The organism is Acinetobacter sp. MF4640, from assembly GCF_002018895.1.
In the GTDB taxonomy this organism is placed as follows: Bacteria; Pseudomonadota; Gammaproteobacteria; order Pseudomonadales; family Moraxellaceae; genus Acinetobacter; species Acinetobacter johnsonii.
This window is the reverse complement of the sequence record NZ_MVOM01000006.1, coordinates 64793-83539: the sequence shown is the minus strand read 5'-3', so window position 1 is coordinate 83539 and position 18747 is coordinate 64793. Positions and strand designations below refer to the sequence as shown.

The window sequence follows — 18747 nt, the reverse complement described above, 5'->3', positions numbered from 1 at the left end:
GTTCTATTATACAAAATAAGCCACATCCATGGCATTTAAACGATCTAAATCTTCTTGTGTATCCACACCCGGTGGTAAGTTTGCTTCAGCGATATCAATGGCAATACGATGTCCATTCTCCAAAACACGTAGCTGCTCTAAGCTTTCGAGCTTTTCAAGTATACCCATATCCCATGTCACATACTCTTGGAGTAATTTCACGCGGTAAGCATACAAGCCCAAATGACGGAAGGCTTGGTTATGCAACGTTTGCTCCACTTGCTTTGCAGCATCACGGTCATATGGAATAGTGGCACGACTAAAGTAAAGTGCTTGTTTGTACTTCGACATCACTACTTTAACAATACTGTCACGTTTAAATTCATCTAAATGCTGAATTGGTTCACACAAGGTCGACATTGAACAATCGGTTTGTGACTCTAAAAGTTGCGCGACTTGCTTGACCAAAGCTGCTGGCAATAAAGGCTCATCACCTTGAACATTGACAATGATATCTTCACTGGCCCAGCCCTTAATTTTTGCCACTTCACTTAGGCGGTCTGTTCCCGAAGGATGATCCGCTGAGGTCAACACCACATCCACGCCTTCAGCCATGCAAAGGTCATAAATTCGCTGATCATCCGTTGCGACGCAGAGATCATCAAAACCTTCCACTTTCTTCGCCTGATCAACGACCCGTAAAATCATTTCACGGCCATGAATTTTAAGGAGTGGTTTTCCAGATAAACGTGTGCTTGCGAAACGCGCAGGAATAACAATATGCTTCATAAAAGACCTTAAGAAATTTCAATACCTACAGCGGCGAGCTGTTGATGTAAGGTGTCATAACACGCCGTCGATAACACTGCATCGACAGGAACAACCCAAATATCACGGGCAAAACTAGGATTTTGTTTGAGCAACGCTAAAATTTTCACTGCATCTTTTTCAGTGGTAATAATGGGATTGGCATCGTCAAAAACCAAATCCTCTAACTCATATTCATAATGATCGGCAAACTCATGACACTGGAACTGCTGCACCCCCATACGCTCTAAAGTACGATAAAAGCGCTGCGGAAACCCAATCCCCACGACCGCATAAAAATCATCTTGCGGATTGAAAGCTTTTGCTTCAGTACTGTTCAACAAATAAGGCTCTGCAACTTCTAAGTGCATGTGCATAGTACGAGTAGGATGATCTGCATGCTCGATCACTATGCCTTGATCCAACCTAGACTTTGGCTCTCGTAAATAACCTTCGGGCAATAACTTTTCATTGCCTAGTCCACGATTATTATCTAGGACAATCCATTCAATTTGGCGACTCAATGCCCAATGTTGAAGCCCATCATCACTAATGATCAGATCAATGGGATAGTGAGATAAAAGCAGTTCAATACTTTCTTGGCGATTTGGACCCACCGCCATCGGCACATCAGTGGATTGCACGATGAGAGTTGGCTCATCACCTACATTTTCAGGCAATGAGTTGAGATCCACCATAGTCGGAAATGGGCCTTTGGCACCATAACCACGACTGATCACACCCACTCGAATATTCTTACTTTGCAGATAACTCACCAAGTGAATGAGCAGAGGGGTTTTACCACTCCCACCCACGGTAATATTACCAATCACCATGACAGGTACAGGAGCCGTATAGGCTTTTTTAATATTGCACCGATACAACTTACGGTTTAGAAGAAAACCGCCTCGATATAACCAAGACAACGGACGAAGCACAATTAACCACTTTGCCTGTGAGTTCCAAGCATCCTGAATAAACTGTGCACCTGACATGACTTAGTTTTCCTCAAAATTACGCTGATGGAGCTGATAGTAAGCACCCTGCTTCGCAATCAGTTCAGCGTGTGTACCTTGCTCTACTATACGCCCTTTATCCATCACCACAATACGGTCTGCATTTTCAATAGTGGATAAACGATGCGCAATGACAATCGTGGTACGATCCCGCATTGCAGCATCGAAGGCACGCTGAATAAAATACTCTGATTCATTATCAAGCGCGCTGGTGGCTTCATCTAAGATCAATACAGGCGCATTTTTCAAAATCGCACGAGCAATGGCTATACGTTGACGTTGGCCACCCGATAAATTAAGGCCTTGCGCCCCCAACTTAGTGTTGTAGCCTTGTGGTAAAGCCATAATAAAGTCATGTGCATAGGCCGCTTTTGCTGCTGCAATTACCTCTTCATCAGAGGCATTTTCAAGCTGACCATAGGCAATATTGTCACGCACAGTGCGGTTAAATAAAACCACTTGTTGATTGACCATTGCCACTTGGGTACGCAGACTATTGATTTCAATATCGTGAATATCAATACCATCAAAGAGGATTTGGCCCGAGGTCGTATCTTGGAAACGCACTAACAAGTTCACCAAAGAGGTTTTACCAGCGCCAGAACGCCCCACTAAAGCAATCGTCTCACCCTCTTTGACACTCAGATTAAAATCATGCAGCGCTTGATAACCATCCACATAAACTAAGTTCACATCTTTAAAGTCGATATTACCTTTCAGTACTGGAGTTAAAGTCCCAGTATTTTTTTCTTCAGGCAAATCTAAAATTTCAAAAACTGAATGTGCTGCAGCCATACCCCGTTGAATTTTTTCATTCACATCAGTCAATGCTTTAATTGGCCGACTCAACATACCTGCTGCAGTAATATACGCCACAAATTGACCCGCGCTGGTATCTTGTAGAATTTCTGGGCGTAGTGCGATCCACATCACAATACTCAGAGCAATTGACATAATCAACTGTACAATTGGACTATTGAGCTGTTGCACAACCACCATTTTCAAACCGCGTCGTAAATTCTCCAATGAGGTATCTTTAAAACGTTGTTGCTCATACCCTTGACCACCAAAACCTTTTACCACCAAGTGACCATTGACTGTCTCTTGTACCACGTGATTGACATCCCCCATGGTGTCTTGGACTTGAATGGAAAGCTTACGCATACGCTTTGCTGCTTTACGAATAAGCAAACCAATCAGCGGAGCAAAAATCAAAATACACAAAGTCAAACGCCAGTTGCTATAAATCAGGTAACCGAGCAATGCAAGAGTGATTAGACCTTGCTGAACAATAGTTCTTAATGACTCTGTAGATGCGGCTGTAAGCTGCTCCACGTTATACATAATTTTCGCAGTGATATGACCACTGTTATTGTCTAGATAATACTGCGAAGGAAGACGCAATAATTTGGCAAAGACTTCTTGGCGAATATTAAAGACCAAGTTTCTGGAAATGACCGCTGTAAAGTAGCCGCCCATGAACAAACCCAGCCCACGAAAGAACATTACCACAACAACCAAAATTGGGAACAATGTCGTAAAACCTTGATCACGGTGTTGAATCGCTTCAATAATTTTTTCAAGTAATTTAGCGACAGAAACTTCTGTCGCCGCATTCATAGCAAAACCAATCACCACAAGAATCGCTACGCCCCAATACGGTTTTAAATAGCTCAGTAGACGTAGATAAACTTTTAAATCGTGTTTCACTAATAACCTCGAGAAGGCACTTTGGTACTAATATTGATATTTACAAATCCCAACTGACCTGCCACATCCATCACACGGATCACATCCTGATGGGTTGCTTTTGCATCCGCAGCAATCACAAACATTAGATCACGACGGTCATTGGAAATCTGTTTAATTGCGGTATTTAATTCTGAAACATCTTTCGATGCAATAGACTGACCATTAATTGAATAATGCCCAGTGGAATCTACCACCACTTCGATTTTATGATCAAATGTTTTCGGTGGAACCCCTTGCGCATCGGGCAAGGTTAAATTCATACGACTAAATTGATTGAATGTGGTGGTCAGCAATAAAAACACCAAAATAAATAATAAGCAATCAATCATTGGTGTAAGGTTAATATGAACATCTTCAACTTGTGAACGTTTGAATTTCATACTTCACCTTAGCTCGCTTGCTTCACAACAACATCATCATGGCTTTCAAGCACAGTTTCTGTTTGCTTATAAAATAAAGCCGCATGAAACAAAGTCGATTGCTGTTCTAATTCAGCAACATATTCTTGAACCAAACGCTGAAAGTAACGATAAGCAAATAATGCGGGAATCGCAATGAACATTCCTGCTGCAGTTGTGATCAGTGCTTTAGAAATCCCTGGAATCATCAGTGTTGGATTACTACTATTACCAATATCAATCATTAAGAATGACTCGATAATCCCGAGTACAGTTCCCAACAATCCTAAAAGAGGCGCGACAGCGCTCAATGTCCCCAAAAAATTGATATTTTTTTCAAGATAACCAATTTCCTGAGAAGCCGTTGCTTCCATCTGCGCACGTGCAAACTGTTCACCTTGTGCCTCACTTTGGTAACCAGCCTCCAAAATACGACCTAATGTCGTTGCCTGTAAATCCTGATTTTGTTTAAGTTTAGGCAAAACCATTTGTACGCTTTGCGTTGGGCCTAATAGCAAATCTTTCGGTAAAATAGTGGACTTCTTCAAGCGGATAAAACGTTCTAAACTAATCGCAACAGTAAAGATCGAACAGAGCACAAGGGGCAGCATAAGCCACCCACCTGCTTTTACCAATTCCCACATAACACTTCCCCAAGTATTTAGAAATAGAAAATAAAATTATTCAGCTAAGCAAATATTCAAAATACCATCCAACTCGTCGAGTGAATGATAATGAATCGTGAGCTTGCCTTTCCCTTGTTTATTATGATCAATTTTGACATTTGCACTAAAACGATCTGTTAAGCGCTGTGTCAATTGTAGAAGATCTGGTGCAATTTCCGTTTTCGATTTTTCTTGTTTCGGCGCATTGAGATCACGAACATATTGTTCAGTTTGGCGAACAGATAAACTCTTCTCTATCACCAATTCTGCGACTTTCAGTTGATCTTTCCCTTTCAAAGTCAAAATGGCACGAGCATGCCCCATGTCCAGCAAACCTTGTTGCATAAAGTCTTTAACTTGCTCAGCTAGACTTAATAAACGCAGCAAATTACTCACTGTAGTACGCGCTTTGCCTACCGTGTCTGCAATTTCTTGATGACTTAAACCAAACTCTTCATGGAAGCGCTGTAAAGCCATCGCCTGATCAATCGGATTAAGATCTTGACGTTGAATGTTCTCAATCAACGCCAGTGCAATTGCAACTTGGTCTGTTAAATCACGAACAATGGCTGGAACTTGCGTTAAACCGGCAAGTTGAGCCGCACGCCAACGACGCTCACCCGCAATAATTTCATAGGGGTGCTTTTCATTATCAATTGGACGAATCACAATCGGCTGCATCACACCGTGTTTTTCAATCGATGCCGCTAGTTCTTGTAAGTCTTGCTCATTAATAAAACGACGTGGCTGATATTCACCACGTTGTAATAGATGCACATCGATTTGTTTTAGCTGACCGTGATCAAGAGCTTGTGCTTCAAGTTGTAATTTCTCTTTTTGAATGGAACCGAGTAAGGCATCTAAACCACGACCTTTTGCCAGTCCACGTTTTTTAACGGTCATGCGTTACTTCCTTTTTTCACTTTGCTTTTCTTAATCATTTCAGCTGCTAAATGTAAATAAGCAACTGCACCCTTCGAGCTTTTTTCAAAATAAATCACTGGCAAACCATGCGCAGGTGCTTCAGCTAGACGCACATTACGTGGAATGACCGTGTCATAGAGTTTTTTGCCAAAGTATTGTTCTAATTCTTCAGACACATCACGTGTCAACGCGTTACGTGCATCATACATGGTGCGTAGAACACCAATAATTTTTAACTCAGGATTCAATGCTTGTTGAATGCGATCAATGGTCTGTGTTAAATCTGCCAAGCCTTCCAAAGCATAGTATTCACACTGCATTGGAATCATCACACCATCCACCGCTGCCAGTGCATTAACCGTGATCAAGCTTAAGCTGGGCGCACAGTCCACAATGATGTAGTCATATGCTTGTTCAATTTCTTGCAACGCATCACGCAGAATAAACTCACGACCTTCTTGCTCGGCTATTGCTAGTTCTACACCTGCCAAGTCGCGGTTGGCACCAAGTACTTTATAACCAACTTCTGCCTTGGTAATTGCAGTCTCTATAGGTACTTCACCCAGTAAAACATCGGTCACTGAATACAGTAGGTCATTTTTTTGAATGCCTGAACCCATGGTCGCATTGCCTTGCGAGTCCATATCGACCAATAAAACACGCTTTTTAAGTACTGCTAAAGATGCAGCCAAATTTACTGCGGTTGTGGTTTTACCTACACCACCTTTTTGGTTCGCAATCGCAATAATTTGTGCCATGACCCGCCCAATCCTTTGAATTCTTTTAGATACGTTTTAATAAAAGTAAGTGTCGTTGTTCGTCCAAACGTGGAACTTTTAACGCAATAATGTCACAACTAAATTCGTTTTTGAATGCTTCAACTTCGTCATGAGGAACCAAGCCTTTCATAGACGCAATGATGCTGTCTTGGTGCATATACGGCTTCGATGCATTGATAAAATCGGTTAAAGAGGCAAATGCACGACTGGTAATCACATCAAACTGACCCAAATCATGGATGCTATCTTCATTTTCAACACGCGTTTGAACTGCAATTACATTGGTTAATTTTAAGTCTGCAATAAACTGCTTTAAAAAACGAATTTTTTTGCCATTGGAATCAAGCAAAACACATTGGCGCTCAGGTTGGCATAGAGCAATAATCATGCCCGGCATACCACCGCCTGTACCAATATCCAGCAAACGACCTTTCGGCAAATCTTTTAAAATACTTAAACTATCTAATAAATGCTTCACCAGCATTTCTTTAGGATCGCGAATCGCTGTTAAATTGTAAGCTTTGTTCCACAGCACAAGTGCGTCTTGATACTTCAGCAATAAATTTAATGCTTCTTCACTCAAATCTAAGCCAAGCTTTTGACTACCTTGCTTTAAGTCTTGAAAAAATGGATGCATAAAGAAGACATCTCAATAAAATTAAACTGAAGTATACCGATTTCTCAGCCGTGGAACAGTAGCTAACGCTTAGTGATTATGCACTTAAACGTACATACCTTGACGAATCTGTAGATCTAGATCACTTAATCGCTCAGGTGTGCCAACATCCACCCATGCGGCTTGCATTTTCTCAGCAGAAACTTTTCCAGCAGACATCGCTTCTTTTAGCAATGGAGCCAATGGACGCTTACCTGCTTCCAAGCCCTTAAACATCTGTGGATGAATAACCGCAACACCACTATAAGTCAGTGCTTCACCTGACTGCTCTTGTTCAAAGGTATAAGCACGCCCTTGGTTCAAGATAAAGTCGCCTTTGGGATGCTGTGTCGGGTTGGGTACAAATACGAGATGCGCAAAATCGGTGTCCAACTGCACATCAAGTAAAGCTTCGAAATCAAAAGTGGTCCAAACATCACCATTCACTAAAATAAACGGTTCTGTCCCCAGCAGTGGCAGAGCATTAATAATACCACCCGCTGTTTCAAGCCCCTCTTCTTCACGCGTCCAACGAATAGTCACACCAAACTGTGAACCATCCCCAAGCGCACCAATCAACACATCGGCCAACCAGGCAGAATTAATCACAATTTCTGTGACCCCAATCTGCTTAAGTTTTTCAATATGCCAAACGATCAGTGGTTTGCCACCAACTTCAAGCAAAGGTTTCGGTTTATAGAGTGTTAAAGGACGCATACGGTTTCCAAGCCCCGCGGCCAAAATCATTGCTTTCATGCTGTAACAACCTCATATTTGCCATATTTTGCTTCAAATTTCGGCATCACTTTATCGCAAATAAATTGCATGAAAGGTTGTAGTTCTGCATAAGGTTTGCTTTCTTCAAATAAATACCACATCACACGTGGTAAATCTTTCAGATAACTTGATTTTCCGTCACGTTCAAATAAACGCACAAAAATACCTAAAATTTTAATATGCCGTTGAATTGCCATCAGGTCAGCGTCTTGCTTAAACTGTTCAAAGTCACGCCCTTCTTTGGCAGAAGCTGGCAATAGATCATAAAACACTTTAAACCAATGATAAACGCGCTCAGGGTTCCATTGTACATACGCATCACGTGTAATTGAGATGAGGTCATAAGTATCCGCACCAATCACAGCATCTTGAAAATCAATTACGCCTTGCTCTTGCTCATCTACCAAAAGCATGAGATTACGACTATGGAAATCACGATGGACAATCACTTGGGGCTGAGCCAAAGCAGCATTGGCTAAAATTGCAAATGTACGTTTAATCAGCGCAGACTCATCATCAGAAGGTTGAATCTGTAAACTTGGCAATAACCAATCTGTCAACAACGACATTTCGGTGATTAACTTTTCATAAGAATAAGCTGGGAAATGACCTTCACCATCAATAGATTGCAATTGAATCAATTGCTTAAAACTTTGCTCATAATGTGCATCAACAGTCTTGTCATCGAGCTGTGTTGACAGTAGCACATCACCAAAATCTTCAAGCAATAAGAAGCCTTGCTCCAAATCTTTCGCCACAATATGTGGTACACGGACACCGTTCGTATCAAAAAATTCATCAATCGTCACAAAAGGCACACAATCTTCTTTTTCTGGTGGTGCATCCATCAGCATAAATGTTTTATTATTCAACTTGATTCGTGCATAACGACGGAAACTTGCATCGCCTGCTAAAAAGTTAATTTCAAATTGATCTGAACCAAGTACAGATGAAATCCATGTTTGTATCAATTGTTCACGTTGTGTATTCATTTGCGATAAATTCTAATACAGGCTGAGTTTTTAAAGTGCTAAGTGTAGCCACTTATCAACTTTTTCTCTATGATGCGACAATAATTAATTGCGTTTTAAGCATACTTGGTAAATGAGACACATGAAGCATCAGTTTAAATTTAATCCTTTAGCGACTGCGATATTTACCCTTCTTTGTGGTAGCTCAATCACAAGCTATGCTGCAACACCAACCACGTCTATTTCAGACGAACAACAATCGCTAAAACAAGCACTACAAGAAAACTATCCTGGGCAAAAGTTTTTCGAACAATACTATGTCGATAAGTCATCTCCTGAAGCTCAACAGCGCCAAGGTCGTTACTTAAGTTCCGCGTATTGCCAAGGCACATGGTTAACCCCTGTAAGCCCTGAAACCAAAGCTGCTGACGCAGCCAATGCGACATCCACCATTACAGCGGACTATGGTCACTACAACCCACAAGGTGACTCTGTTCTTGAAGGTAATGTCCTGATTGATCAAGAAGGTCGTCAAATCCGTGCCGATAAAATCACCATTGATCAAACCCAGACCTTTGCCAATGCTGAAGGTCGTGTGCAAATGGCGCAAAGTGGCTTATTAGCGCAAAGTGACCAAATTAATTACAACCTAAAAACTCAGCAAGGCGATCTGAAAAACAGTTTCTATATTTCAGAAGAACAACATGCGCATGGGCGGGCCGACCAAATCCTACGTGAGTCACAAACGACCACCACGCTAAAAAATGCAACTTATAGCACCTGCCCACCAGAGCAATCGCCAACGTGGAAAATCCAAGCAGACGAAATTAAGTTAAATCAAGAAACTGGACGTGGTGAAACACGCGGCACAAAACTTTATGTTAAAGATGTACCCGTTCTAGCAGTTCCTTATTTTAACTTCCCGATTGATGACCGTCGTACTACCGGTATTTTGACACCAAGTTTTGGCTTCACCAATGATGGTGGTGTCGAGCTTGCAGTACCCGTTTATCTCAACTTAGCACCTAACTACGATGCGACCGTTACGCCACGCTATATCAGCGACCGCGGCCCAATGTTTGAGGGTGAATTTCGCTATTTGACCGAAAACTTTGGTTCAGGTCAAATTTGGGGGGGGTACTTAGCTGGTGACCGAAAATATGACGATGAAGACCGTAAAGATTTGCACTTTTTACATAACTGGCAAATCAATGAACAGTTCTCAACCAATCTTGAATATAACTATGCGTCAGACAAAGACTACTTTACTGACCTAAGTAACAACCCAAACACCAAAACAGACTTAAACCTGCGTCGTGCGTGGGAGTTAAACTATAAAAATGGAATTCCTGGTCTAAAAGCCCAACTGAAAGTTGAAGATTTCCAAACACTAGACGAAACCACACCCTACGTTGACCGTCCGTATGCACGTTTACCACAGTTCTTACTCAACTATAAAGCGGGTAATGCACTGGGCTTAGAATACGAGTTCAACAACGATACGGCTTACTTTAAAAAGGACTTTGGGACTATCGACGGCGATACCAACGATAGCTTTGAGCCAAGCGGCACCCGTGTCTATAATGACTTTTCTGTACGCTATAACTACCGTACACCGTGGGCTTTCGCCATTCCTGAAGTATCTATTCGCAATGTAAACACATTCTACGATCAAGATACCATCAATGAGTTTGACAACACCAACCGCTCATCGAATGACAAATCTTATGTTGTGCCACAGGTGACTTTTGATGCAGGTTTAACTTTTGAAAAAGAAGGCACTTTCTTACAGACGTTAAGCCCACGCATGTTCTATGCCTACGCACCCTATAAAAATCAAGATGGCGCACCAAACTTTGACTCTGCAACAGCATCGATCAACTATGATCAGTTATTTAGTGCAAATCGCTTCTATGGCCATGACCGTCTAGAAGACAATAACTTCTTGTCACTGGGCTTAAGCTATAGCTTATTTGATACGGTGGGTCTAGAGCGCTTAAAAGCCAGTGTAGGCCAAAGCTATTATTTCGAAGACCGCCGCGTAACGCTTGACCAAACAGCAGACGTCTTTGACACAGAAAATCACTCTGGTCCGATTGTCAGCGTATCTAGTCAGCTCTCACAAAACTTTACCCTCGGTGCAAACTCAGCATGGATGGCAAATGGCGATAATGCGCAACGCGACTTACAACTTTACTTTACGGGTGATAAAGGCAACCTCTATAACGTTGGCTATTTCTACCGTAAAGAAATTGCAGACCGCCAAGAACATTACGACCAAGTAGTTGCATCTTTTGTACAACCGATCCATAACAACTGGCGTATTATGGGCCACGCTCAATATGACTTAGACAACAATGTCGCTCGTGAATACCTCCTTGGTGTCAATTACGAGTCTTGCTGTTGGGGGATCTCCGTTTATGGTCGTGAGTACTATAACGACTTGGATGACGTCAATGCTGCAGGTGTAGAACCTAAACGTGCAATTATGGCCGAAATTACACTTAAAGGCTTAGGCGGACTCAACAGTAAACTTTCATCATTACTAGAAAATCGTATTCTAGGCTTTAACAATATTAATCAGACTTGGACAGACCGTTAATGAAGACAAAACAGTTCAAACAATTTTTTAAAGCGAGTGCTTTGGCTTTAGCTCTCGCAACCGCTATTCCAACTTTTGTACATGCGTCGGATGAAGTTGTTGCTGTAGTCGATAACAGTGTCATTTTGAAGAGTGACTTAGAAGCAAGCATGGCTGAGCTCAAACATCAACTTGAGAGCCAAAAGAAACAAGTCCCACCAGAGCAATATTTGGCACAACAAGCATTAGAGCAACTGATTATTCGTCAGACTCAGCTTGAACAAGTGAAGCGTTACAACATTCAACCTGATGAAAAAAGCTTGAATGAAGCGGTTTTAAATGTTGCAAAACAATCTGGTAGCACAAGCCTAGAAGCATTCCAACAAAAGCTCGATAAAATGGCACCCGGAACCTATGCTTCTTTGCGTAGTCGCGTTGCTGAAGATTTAGCAATCAATCGTTTGCGCCAACAAATCGTTACCTCTCGTATCCAAATTTCAGACCAAGACGTTAAAAACTTCTTAAATACCCCACAAGGTCAAGCAGCACTTGGCAATCAAGTACATGTTCTACATGTGCGTGTTTCAGGTGACAATGCTGACGCTGTAGCGAAGCAAGTCAAAACTGTTCTAGCAAACGACAATGACGTCGCTGCAATTGCTAAAAAGTTCAGTACTGCTGGCACCAAAGTTGAAGGTGCAGATATGGGCTTTAGAGCACTTTCTGACATCCCTAGCGAGCTTGCAGCACGTGTGAGTCCACTCCAAGTGGGACAAACCACAGATTTAATTACAGTACGAGATGGTATACATCTCTTAAAATTAGTTGAACGCAAAGGGGCTGAGCAAAAAGCGATTGTACCTCAATACAAAGCACGCCATATTTTGATTCAACCGTCTGAAGTGGTTAGCCCTGAAAATGCTAAACAAATGATCGAAAGCTTGTATAACCGCGTTCAAAAAGGTGAAGACTTTGCAGTCTTAGCCTCCACCTACTCTAATGACACAGGTTCAGCACGTGATGGCGGGAGTTTGGGTTGGGTCAGCCCAGGTGTGATGGTTCCTCAGTTTGAAGAAACTATGAAAAATACGCCGGTAGGTCAAACCAGTCAACCTTTCCAAACCCAATTCGGCTGGCATATTCTTCAAGTGACTGAAACACGTCAACAAGACATGACTGCTGAATACCAAGAACGTATGGCACGTCAAATTTTAGGTGAGCGCCAATTTGATGCCGAGCTTGATAGCTGGTTACGCGAAACACGCAACAGAGCTTATGTCGAAATTAAAGATCCGAACTTAGACCGTAAGAACAACAAGTCATAATTTTGGATAAATAAAAAGACCAGCATTCATGCTGGTCTTTTTATTTATCCGCTTAGACTAAAATTAAAAATTTGGCATAAAAAAAGCCTCTCATGTGAGAGGCTTTTTTAACAATCAATTAACGATTATTTTCGTCATCTTGAGTGTCTTCAAATTTTGATTCGCCATCAAAACCAGCCGATTGACCACCAAAGCCACCTTGACCACCGAAGCCGCCTTGACTACCAAAGCCACCACCTTGACCACCGAAGCCACCTTGACCACCGAAGCTACCTTGACCACCAAAGCCACCTTGTTGACCACCAAAGCCGCCTTGTTGACCGCCAAAGCTGCCTTGTTGACCACCGAAGCCGCCTTGTTGACCGCCAAAGCTGCCTTGTTGACCGCCAAAGCTACCTTGTTGACCAGCGCCAGCAGGTGCACCAGCTGGACGTGGGTTACGTGCAGGAACAACTGTAGAAATTGCATGCTTGTAAACCATTTGGCTTACTGTATTTTTTAATAAAACAACATATTGGTCGAAAGATTCAATATGACCTTGTAACTTAATACCGTTTACAAGGAAGATAGAGACAGGAATACGTTCTTTACGGAGAGAATTTAAGAACGGATCTTGCAAAGTTTGACCTTTAGACATGTTATAACTCCAAAAAAATTTAAAAATCAGCGCAAAAAACTATCTTTATTTTTCAATTAAAAATTATAAAAAAGATAGTAGCTAAATTTTGCTTTATCCGTAGCAGTTTCGCAAGTCTTCTTGTGCCTGCGTGATAGTAGAATACGTTGTAAATTTATGTGCCTCTTGCAAAGATCTTAACCAAGTGTATTGACGTTTGGCAAGTTGTCGTGTCGCAAAAAGTGATTTATCCTCCATTTCATGTTGTTTTTCGACAGTTTTATCTCCTTTCTGTAAAAATTCGAGTGCTTGTCGATACCCAACTGAGCGCATAGAGGGTAAATTTTCATCTAAATCGTATTTTTTCATAAGTGTTTCCACTTCATTCAAAAATCCGATGTCCCACATAATTTTCAATCGTTGTGCAATTCTTTGGTGCAATTCTGCACGGTCTGGCATCAAAGCATAATTATGAAAATTATAGCGATAAGGCACATTTTTAGGCTGTTCAGCTTGAAGTTTAGTAATGGGCTGCCCTGTCAACTTGTAAACTTCTAAAGCCCGAATAATACGTTGTTTATCACTCACTTTAAATTTTTCGCCCGCCAGTGGATCCACACTGCATAATTCCGCATAGACCGCAGACCAACCCTCACTTTCACCTTTGGCTTCTATTTCAGCACGAACAGCATAATCTGCACTCGGTAAATTGCTTGAAAGGCCTTCTAAAAGTGCCTTGAAATAGAGCATGGTTCCACCCACCAAAATCGGGGTTTTACCTCGTGCATGCATGTCATCAATTAAACCACATGCATCTTCAACAAAGTTTGCTGCCGAGTAGACTTCTAATGGGCTAATAATATCGATAAGGTGATGTGGATATTGCAGCAACTCTTCTTTGGTTGGTTTAGCTGTACCAATATCCATATCCTTAAAAACCAATGCTGAATCTACAGATAGCAGTTCAAAATTCCCTTGCTCATAGAGCTGACATGCCAAAGCAGTTTTACCACTTGCAGTTGGCCCCATTAAATTGATGACCGGCAATTGAGTTGACATGTACAACTACTCTCCTCGAGCAAAAAGCTTATCTAGTTGAGCCAATGGAAACGCACGCCAAGTTGGGCGACCATGGTTACATTGGCTGGCAAATTCAGTTTGTTCCATTTGACGAAGCAAAGCATTCATTTCAGAAAGACCCAAAATGCGATGGGCGCGAACAGCACCATGACAGGCCATACCCGCTAGAATTTGATCACGCTTTTGCAGTAAGCCCTGCGCTTCATCATTTGGATCCAAATCGTTCAGTAATTCAGGTACCAGCGCCTCAAAATTGGCTTTATGTAAAATCGCAGGCACACCACGAACAATGACCTGCTCATCGCCATATTGATCAATTTCAAGACCTAAACGCGCCAATTGATCTTTGAGCTCTTCCACGCGTGTAGCTTGCATCCGCGTGATATTAATCACTTTGGGAATAAGTAACTGCTGAGAAGTCCAAAACTCTGGTTTATCCCATGCGGACTTCATTTGCTGTAGCAGAATACGCTCATGCGCTGCATGCATATCAACAATAATTAGCCCTTCTGTATTTTGAGCCAGCACATAAATACCATGCAATTGTGCAATTGCAATTCCCAACGGATGTTCATCGACTTTTGGGCTTTGCACTGTAAAATCAGCCAAAGGCTGAGCTTGATCAACAGCAGATGAGGTATCACGTAGAGGTGCTAAATAGCTTTGTAAGGCATTATTGAGCTGTTGTGAGCCCTGATAGCGTGAAGGTTGCGCCGAATAATGGACACCTTGCGGTTGATTTGAACTAAAGTCAGTGAGCACATCCGATGGGGCTTGCTCACCAGTTTGTGTAGACTCAACACGACGATGCAACTGCAAAGGCTCTTGATAACGAGGCTGCACAGACATCGAAGCTTGATTCTCTGCAATCTTCATTGCATCAGATAAATCTGCGGTTGCCGTTTGAAACTGCGATAAAGTCTCTTTGGCATAATGACGTACAAATTCATGTACTTCACGTTGATTTAAAAAGCGAATTTCATGTTTAGTCGGATGTACATTGACATCAATATTTTCGGGGTCGACTTCCAGAAAAAGTAAATAACCCGCATGCTGATGTCCATGCAAAATACCATCATAAGCCATACGCAGCGCATGAGAGATGGTTTTATCTTTAACAATTCGACCATTCACATAAACATACTGCAAGTCAGCCTGAGCCCGCGCATCGGAGGGATGTCCCAACCAACCTGTTAAACGCATGTTGATGCTATCTGCATCGATCCAATAAGCATTTTCAGTAAATGCGCGCCCTAGCAACTGCTGTACGCGCTGAAAACGTAGCTCACCACTATCTGCAATCGGCAAGTTCAGTTTGATGCTTTGATTATGTTCAAGCACAAAACGAATATCGAAATGCGTCAGCGCTAAACGCCGAACAATTTCCTCAATATGACCAAACTCTGTGCCAGGTTTTTTGAGAAATTTTCGACGCGCAGGCACATTGAAAAATAAATCTTGTACCCGAATATGCGTACCTTTCGGTGCAGCTACAGCCTGAATCTCTTGACGGTCAAATGCAGTTCCATTGACTTCAACTTGGTAGCCAATTCCATCATCCGCTTGACTACTGGTCAAGGTTAAACGCGACACCGCTGCAATAGAAGCCAAAGCCTCTCCACGAAAGCCTAAACTGACAATTGCATGTAAATCTTCAGAGGTTTGGATTTTACTGGTCGCATGTCGCATCACCGCCAAAGGGAGATCTTCAGCGTGAATCCCTCGACCATTGTCCATGATTTCAATTAAAGTACTGCCGCCTTGCTCTACCCGAATAATCAGCTCTGTCGCACCTGCATCAATCGAGTTTTCAAGTAACTCTTTGACCACAGACGCTGGACGCTCAATGACTTCACCCGCTGCAATTTGGTTGGCTAAAGCAGGATTCAAAGTATGAATACGGCGTATCTTTAAATCATCATGCATTGTTTAATTGGCTCTCTAAAGCTTGTAATAATGCTACTGAATGGAAACTTAAGGTAGCAGACCTTGTCAGTTCATCTTCCGATTTTTGAATATCAATAATTAAGTCCGCCTCAGGGATCTCATCGCTCCCTTTAGACGGCCATTCAAACAAAAACAGTGCATTGGGCGTTTCCAAATAGTCACGGATACCCATTAACTCCAGTTCATACGGATCGTTTAAACGATACAAGTCAAAATGGAAAATATCACGCCCTTGAACTTGATACGGCTCAACTAAGGTATAAGTTGGGCTTTTCACGGAACCTTGATGGCCTAAATGCTGTAAATAATGACGCGTTAAGGTGGTTTTACCTGCCCCCAAATCCCCAATTAAATACACTACACCCGTCGTAAAATGCTGTGCCAAAATTTGCGCTAAATTTTGGGTATCTTGTTCATTATTGAGCGTTAAATTAAATGAATACTGCATAATACTCACGACAAGTGACAAAAGAACAATTATGATAGCACTGGACTCACAAAATGCCCAAGCTACAAGCTTGAAATCTCGTATTTAACTGCGCCAACCGATTAGATATTGCCTGTACATCATGCTCAACATAAAAACTGCTGAATTTTGTCCACCCATGCTCAATGGCGTGAGCGCAAGCAAAGTGTTCTTGCCTAAATTAAATCCAACACCACACACCGTATTGGCTTATTTATCTGACCAATTTCCGCATATTGAAGCAACTGAGTGGCAGCAACGTTTTCATGATGGCTTGGTCTATGACGCTGTAGGTAATATCCTCCATACAGATTCGGCATATCTTGAAAATCAGCATGTGTTTTATTACCGCTTTTTAGCGCACGAAATTGAAGTGCCATCTCAGCATGAGATTTTATTTGAAAATGATCATTTCTTAGTGGTGGATAAGCCGCACTTTTTGACAATCAGTCCAACGGGGCAATATGTTCAACAAACCCTATTAGTGCGCCTGAAAAAACAAACAGGAATTGAGCATTTAACGCCCATCCACCGCCTTGACCGTGAAACCGCTGGCTTAGTGATGTTTTCCAAATGTATTCACAGTCGAGGTCTGTATCAGCAAATGTTTGCAGAGCGACAGGTTCAAAAAATCTATCATGCGATTGCACCTTTTAACCGCGAACTCAAATTTCCACGCATAGTAAAACTACATATGCAAAAAGGTGAACCGTTCTACACCATGCAGGTCTTGGACAAAGCACCGAACAGTGAAACCGAGATCATGCTTTTAGAGCATGATGAAACATGGGCAAAATATGAGCTTAAACCCGAGACAGGGAAGCAACATCAACTCCGTGTGCACCTCAACTTCTTAGGTCTTCCGATTAAAAATGATCCGTTCTATCCTAAAGTTGTACATAAAGCCGACGATGATTTTAGTCAGCCTTTACAGCTCTTAGCTAAGCATCTTTCATTTAAAGATCCAGTAACTCAACAACTTATGCAGTTTAGCTCCAATCTTGAATTGACATTGTAATCTGCTTGTCATTACAAAATAATTTAAAATTCCATTGTATGAATATTGAAATTACAATGGAATTGATTAAAATAACTTCTACCCTTAAGTCGTTCAAATTATTTAAAAAATCATGAGAAAAACAGAAGTCTATCAAATTCGACTCGATTCCCAAGAAAAGAAACAAGCTTTTGCAGTGTTTAAACAACTGGGAATTACGCCTGCGCAAGCCGTTCGTTTGTTCTTCAAACAAGTGGTTTTAACCAAATCCATCCCTTTCTCAATCGAAAACCAGAACATCAATATTGAACAACTGATTAAACTACGTAAACTCAAGCAAGAACAAAAAGCGGTTGAACACATCACCAGTGCAGACTCAACTGCAACCAATGATTTATTTGCAGATGATGAACATATTGATCTTTTTGAGGAATTAGCGGCAATTTTGGGAGAAAGTGACAAAACTTAACAGTGTTGCATTTCTAAACAAATTTTAGAAATATCCCTTTCAAAACTTAGGTATGCTTCATGTAAACATTATAAATACAGCATGGAGTAATACATGATCGTTAGACGTGCCACTTTAGAAGACTTAGAAAAACTTGCTGTATTATTTGATGAATATCGCCAATTTTATGGTGCATCATCCAATTTAGCACTTTCCCAAAAGTTCCTTAAACTTCGCCTTGAAAACGAACAAAGCGTCATCTTCATTCATGTCAAAGACGATGTGATTACAGGTTTTGTGCTGCTGTATTTAGGTTTTTCTTCTGTGGCCTGCGCAACTTACTATATTTTAGATGATGTTTATGTTTCTCCACCGCATCGTCGCCATGGCTCAGCAAAACAATTGATTGATACCGCTATTTTGTTTGCGCGACACGAAAAAGCTATTCGTATTACGCTTGAAACGCAAAAAAATAATTATCAATCCCACAGCTTATATGAAGCCATGGGCTTTGTAGCGGATAATGAGTTTAAGACCTATCATTGCTTTCTATAGCATTCAGCG

The 18747-nt window shown here is 41.6% G+C and carries 19 protein-coding genes; 5 read left to right on the top strand and 14 right to left on the bottom strand.

What is annotated here, in order from left to right:
• Positions 1-6: 6 nt before the first annotated feature.
• The 10 genes from kdsB to MF4640_RS03285 all read right to left on the bottom strand — a co-directional run bounded on the left by kdsB (position 7) and on the right by MF4640_RS03285 (position 8744).
• Positions 7-768, bottom strand: a complete 762-nt coding sequence (gene kdsB / locus MF4640_RS03330) for a 3-deoxy-manno-octulosonate cytidylyltransferase (protein WP_078388681.1) — start codon at positions 766-768, stop codon at positions 7-9.
• Between the two features lie 8 nt (positions 769-776).
• Positions 777-1781 (bottom strand): tetraacyldisaccharide 4'-kinase, encoded by a 1005-nt coding sequence (lpxK, locus tag MF4640_RS03325; RefSeq protein ID WP_078388680.1) that lies wholly within the window; start codon positions 1779-1781, stop codon positions 777-779.
• A 3-nt stretch (positions 1782-1784) separates the two neighbouring features.
• A complete protein-coding gene (msbA, locus tag MF4640_RS03320) occupies positions 1785-3512 on the bottom strand; it encodes a lipid A export permease/ATP-binding protein MsbA (RefSeq protein ID WP_078388679.1) in 1728 nt (575 codons plus the stop codon).
• Positions 3512-3934: an ExbD/TolR family protein gene (locus MF4640_RS03315; protein WP_004696832.1), complete on the bottom strand. Its 423-nt coding sequence runs from the start codon at positions 3932-3934 to the stop codon at positions 3512-3514. The genes msbA and MF4640_RS03315 overlap by 1 nt, the downstream gene beginning before the upstream one ends.
• An 8-nt stretch (positions 3935-3942) precedes the next feature.
• Positions 3943-4596 carry a MotA/TolQ/ExbB proton channel family protein gene (locus MF4640_RS03310; RefSeq protein WP_078388678.1) on the bottom strand — a complete coding sequence of 218 codons (654 nt, stop codon included), beginning with the start codon at positions 4594-4596 and terminating at the stop codon, positions 3943-3945.
• A gap of 36 nt (positions 4597-4632) precedes the next feature.
• A complete protein-coding gene (locus tag MF4640_RS03305) occupies positions 4633-5520 on the bottom strand; it encodes a ParB/RepB/Spo0J family partition protein (RefSeq protein ID WP_078388677.1) in 888 nt (295 codons plus the stop codon).
• Positions 5517-6299 (bottom strand): ParA family protein, encoded by a 783-nt coding sequence (locus tag MF4640_RS03300; protein ID WP_004696827.1) that lies wholly within the window; start codon positions 6297-6299, stop codon positions 5517-5519. The genes MF4640_RS03305 and MF4640_RS03300 overlap by 4 nt, the downstream gene beginning before the upstream one ends.
• Positions 6300-6324: 25 nt before the next feature.
• On the bottom strand, positions 6325-6957 hold the full coding sequence (rsmG, locus tag MF4640_RS03295) for a 16S rRNA (guanine(527)-N(7))-methyltransferase RsmG (protein WP_004984861.1): 633 nt from the start codon (positions 6955-6957) through the stop codon (positions 6325-6327).
• A gap of 84 nt (positions 6958-7041) precedes the next feature.
• Entirely contained in the window at positions 7042-7731 is a 690-nt protein-coding gene (murU, locus tag MF4640_RS03290; RefSeq protein ID WP_078388676.1) for an N-acetylmuramate alpha-1-phosphate uridylyltransferase MurU, read from the bottom strand.
• Positions 7728-8744 carry an aminoglycoside phosphotransferase family protein gene (locus MF4640_RS03285; RefSeq protein WP_078388675.1) on the bottom strand — a complete coding sequence of 339 codons (1017 nt, stop codon included), beginning with the start codon at positions 8742-8744 and terminating at the stop codon, positions 7728-7730. The genes murU and MF4640_RS03285 overlap by 4 nt, the downstream gene beginning before the upstream one ends.
• 121 nt (positions 8745-8865) lie before the next feature.
• Between MF4640_RS03285 and MF4640_RS03280 the strand changes: the two genes are divergently transcribed.
• Entirely contained in the window at positions 8866-11325 is a 2460-nt protein-coding gene (locus MF4640_RS03280) for an LPS-assembly protein LptD (protein ID WP_078388674.1), read from the top strand.
• The gene (locus MF4640_RS03275; protein ID WP_078388673.1) at positions 11325-12629 is read left to right on the top strand and encodes a peptidylprolyl isomerase; all 1305 of its coding nucleotides are present in this window, start codon (positions 11325-11327) and stop codon (positions 12627-12629) included. The genes MF4640_RS03280 and MF4640_RS03275 overlap by 1 nt, the downstream gene beginning before the upstream one ends.
• Positions 12630-12747: 118 nt before the next feature.
• On the opposite strand, the gene hfq is transcribed toward MF4640_RS03275, so the two are convergent.
• From hfq to tsaE, 4 genes are all read right to left on the bottom strand, one after another.
• The gene (gene hfq, locus MF4640_RS03270; RefSeq protein ID WP_078388672.1) at positions 12748-13266 is read right to left on the bottom strand and encodes an RNA chaperone Hfq; all 519 of its coding nucleotides are present in this window, start codon (positions 13264-13266) and stop codon (positions 12748-12750) included.
• A 93-nt stretch (positions 13267-13359) separates the two neighbouring features.
• Positions 13360-14304: a tRNA (adenosine(37)-N6)-dimethylallyltransferase MiaA gene (gene miaA / locus MF4640_RS03265; RefSeq protein ID WP_078388671.1), complete on the bottom strand. Its 945-nt coding sequence runs from the start codon at positions 14302-14304 to the stop codon at positions 13360-13362.
• 6 nt (positions 14305-14310) lie between these two features.
• Entirely contained in the window at positions 14311-16251 is a 1941-nt protein-coding gene (gene mutL / locus MF4640_RS03260) for a DNA mismatch repair endonuclease MutL (RefSeq protein ID WP_078388670.1), read from the bottom strand.
• A complete protein-coding gene (gene tsaE, locus MF4640_RS03255; protein WP_078388669.1) occupies positions 16244-16720 on the bottom strand; it encodes a tRNA (adenosine(37)-N6)-threonylcarbamoyltransferase complex ATPase subunit type 1 TsaE in 477 nt (158 codons plus the stop codon). The genes mutL and tsaE overlap by 8 nt, the downstream gene beginning before the upstream one ends.
• 121 nt (positions 16721-16841) lie before the next feature.
• Between tsaE and MF4640_RS03250 the strand changes: the two genes are divergently transcribed.
• The 3 genes from MF4640_RS03250 (at position 16842) to MF4640_RS03240 (ending at position 18738) form a co-directional block, all read left to right on the top strand.
• Entirely contained in the window at positions 16842-17756 is a 915-nt protein-coding gene (locus MF4640_RS03250; RefSeq protein ID WP_078388668.1) for a pseudouridine synthase, read from the top strand.
• 112 nt (positions 17757-17868) lie between these two features.
• Positions 17869-18204: a type II toxin-antitoxin system RelB/DinJ family antitoxin gene (locus MF4640_RS03245; RefSeq protein ID WP_004984882.1), complete on the top strand. Its 336-nt coding sequence runs from the start codon at positions 17869-17871 to the stop codon at positions 18202-18204.
• Between the two features lie 93 nt (positions 18205-18297).
• The gene (locus tag MF4640_RS03240; protein WP_004696801.1) at positions 18298-18738 is read left to right on the top strand and encodes a GNAT family N-acetyltransferase; all 441 of its coding nucleotides are present in this window, start codon (positions 18298-18300) and stop codon (positions 18736-18738) included.
• The last annotated feature ends 9 nt before the right edge of the window (positions 18739-18747 follow it).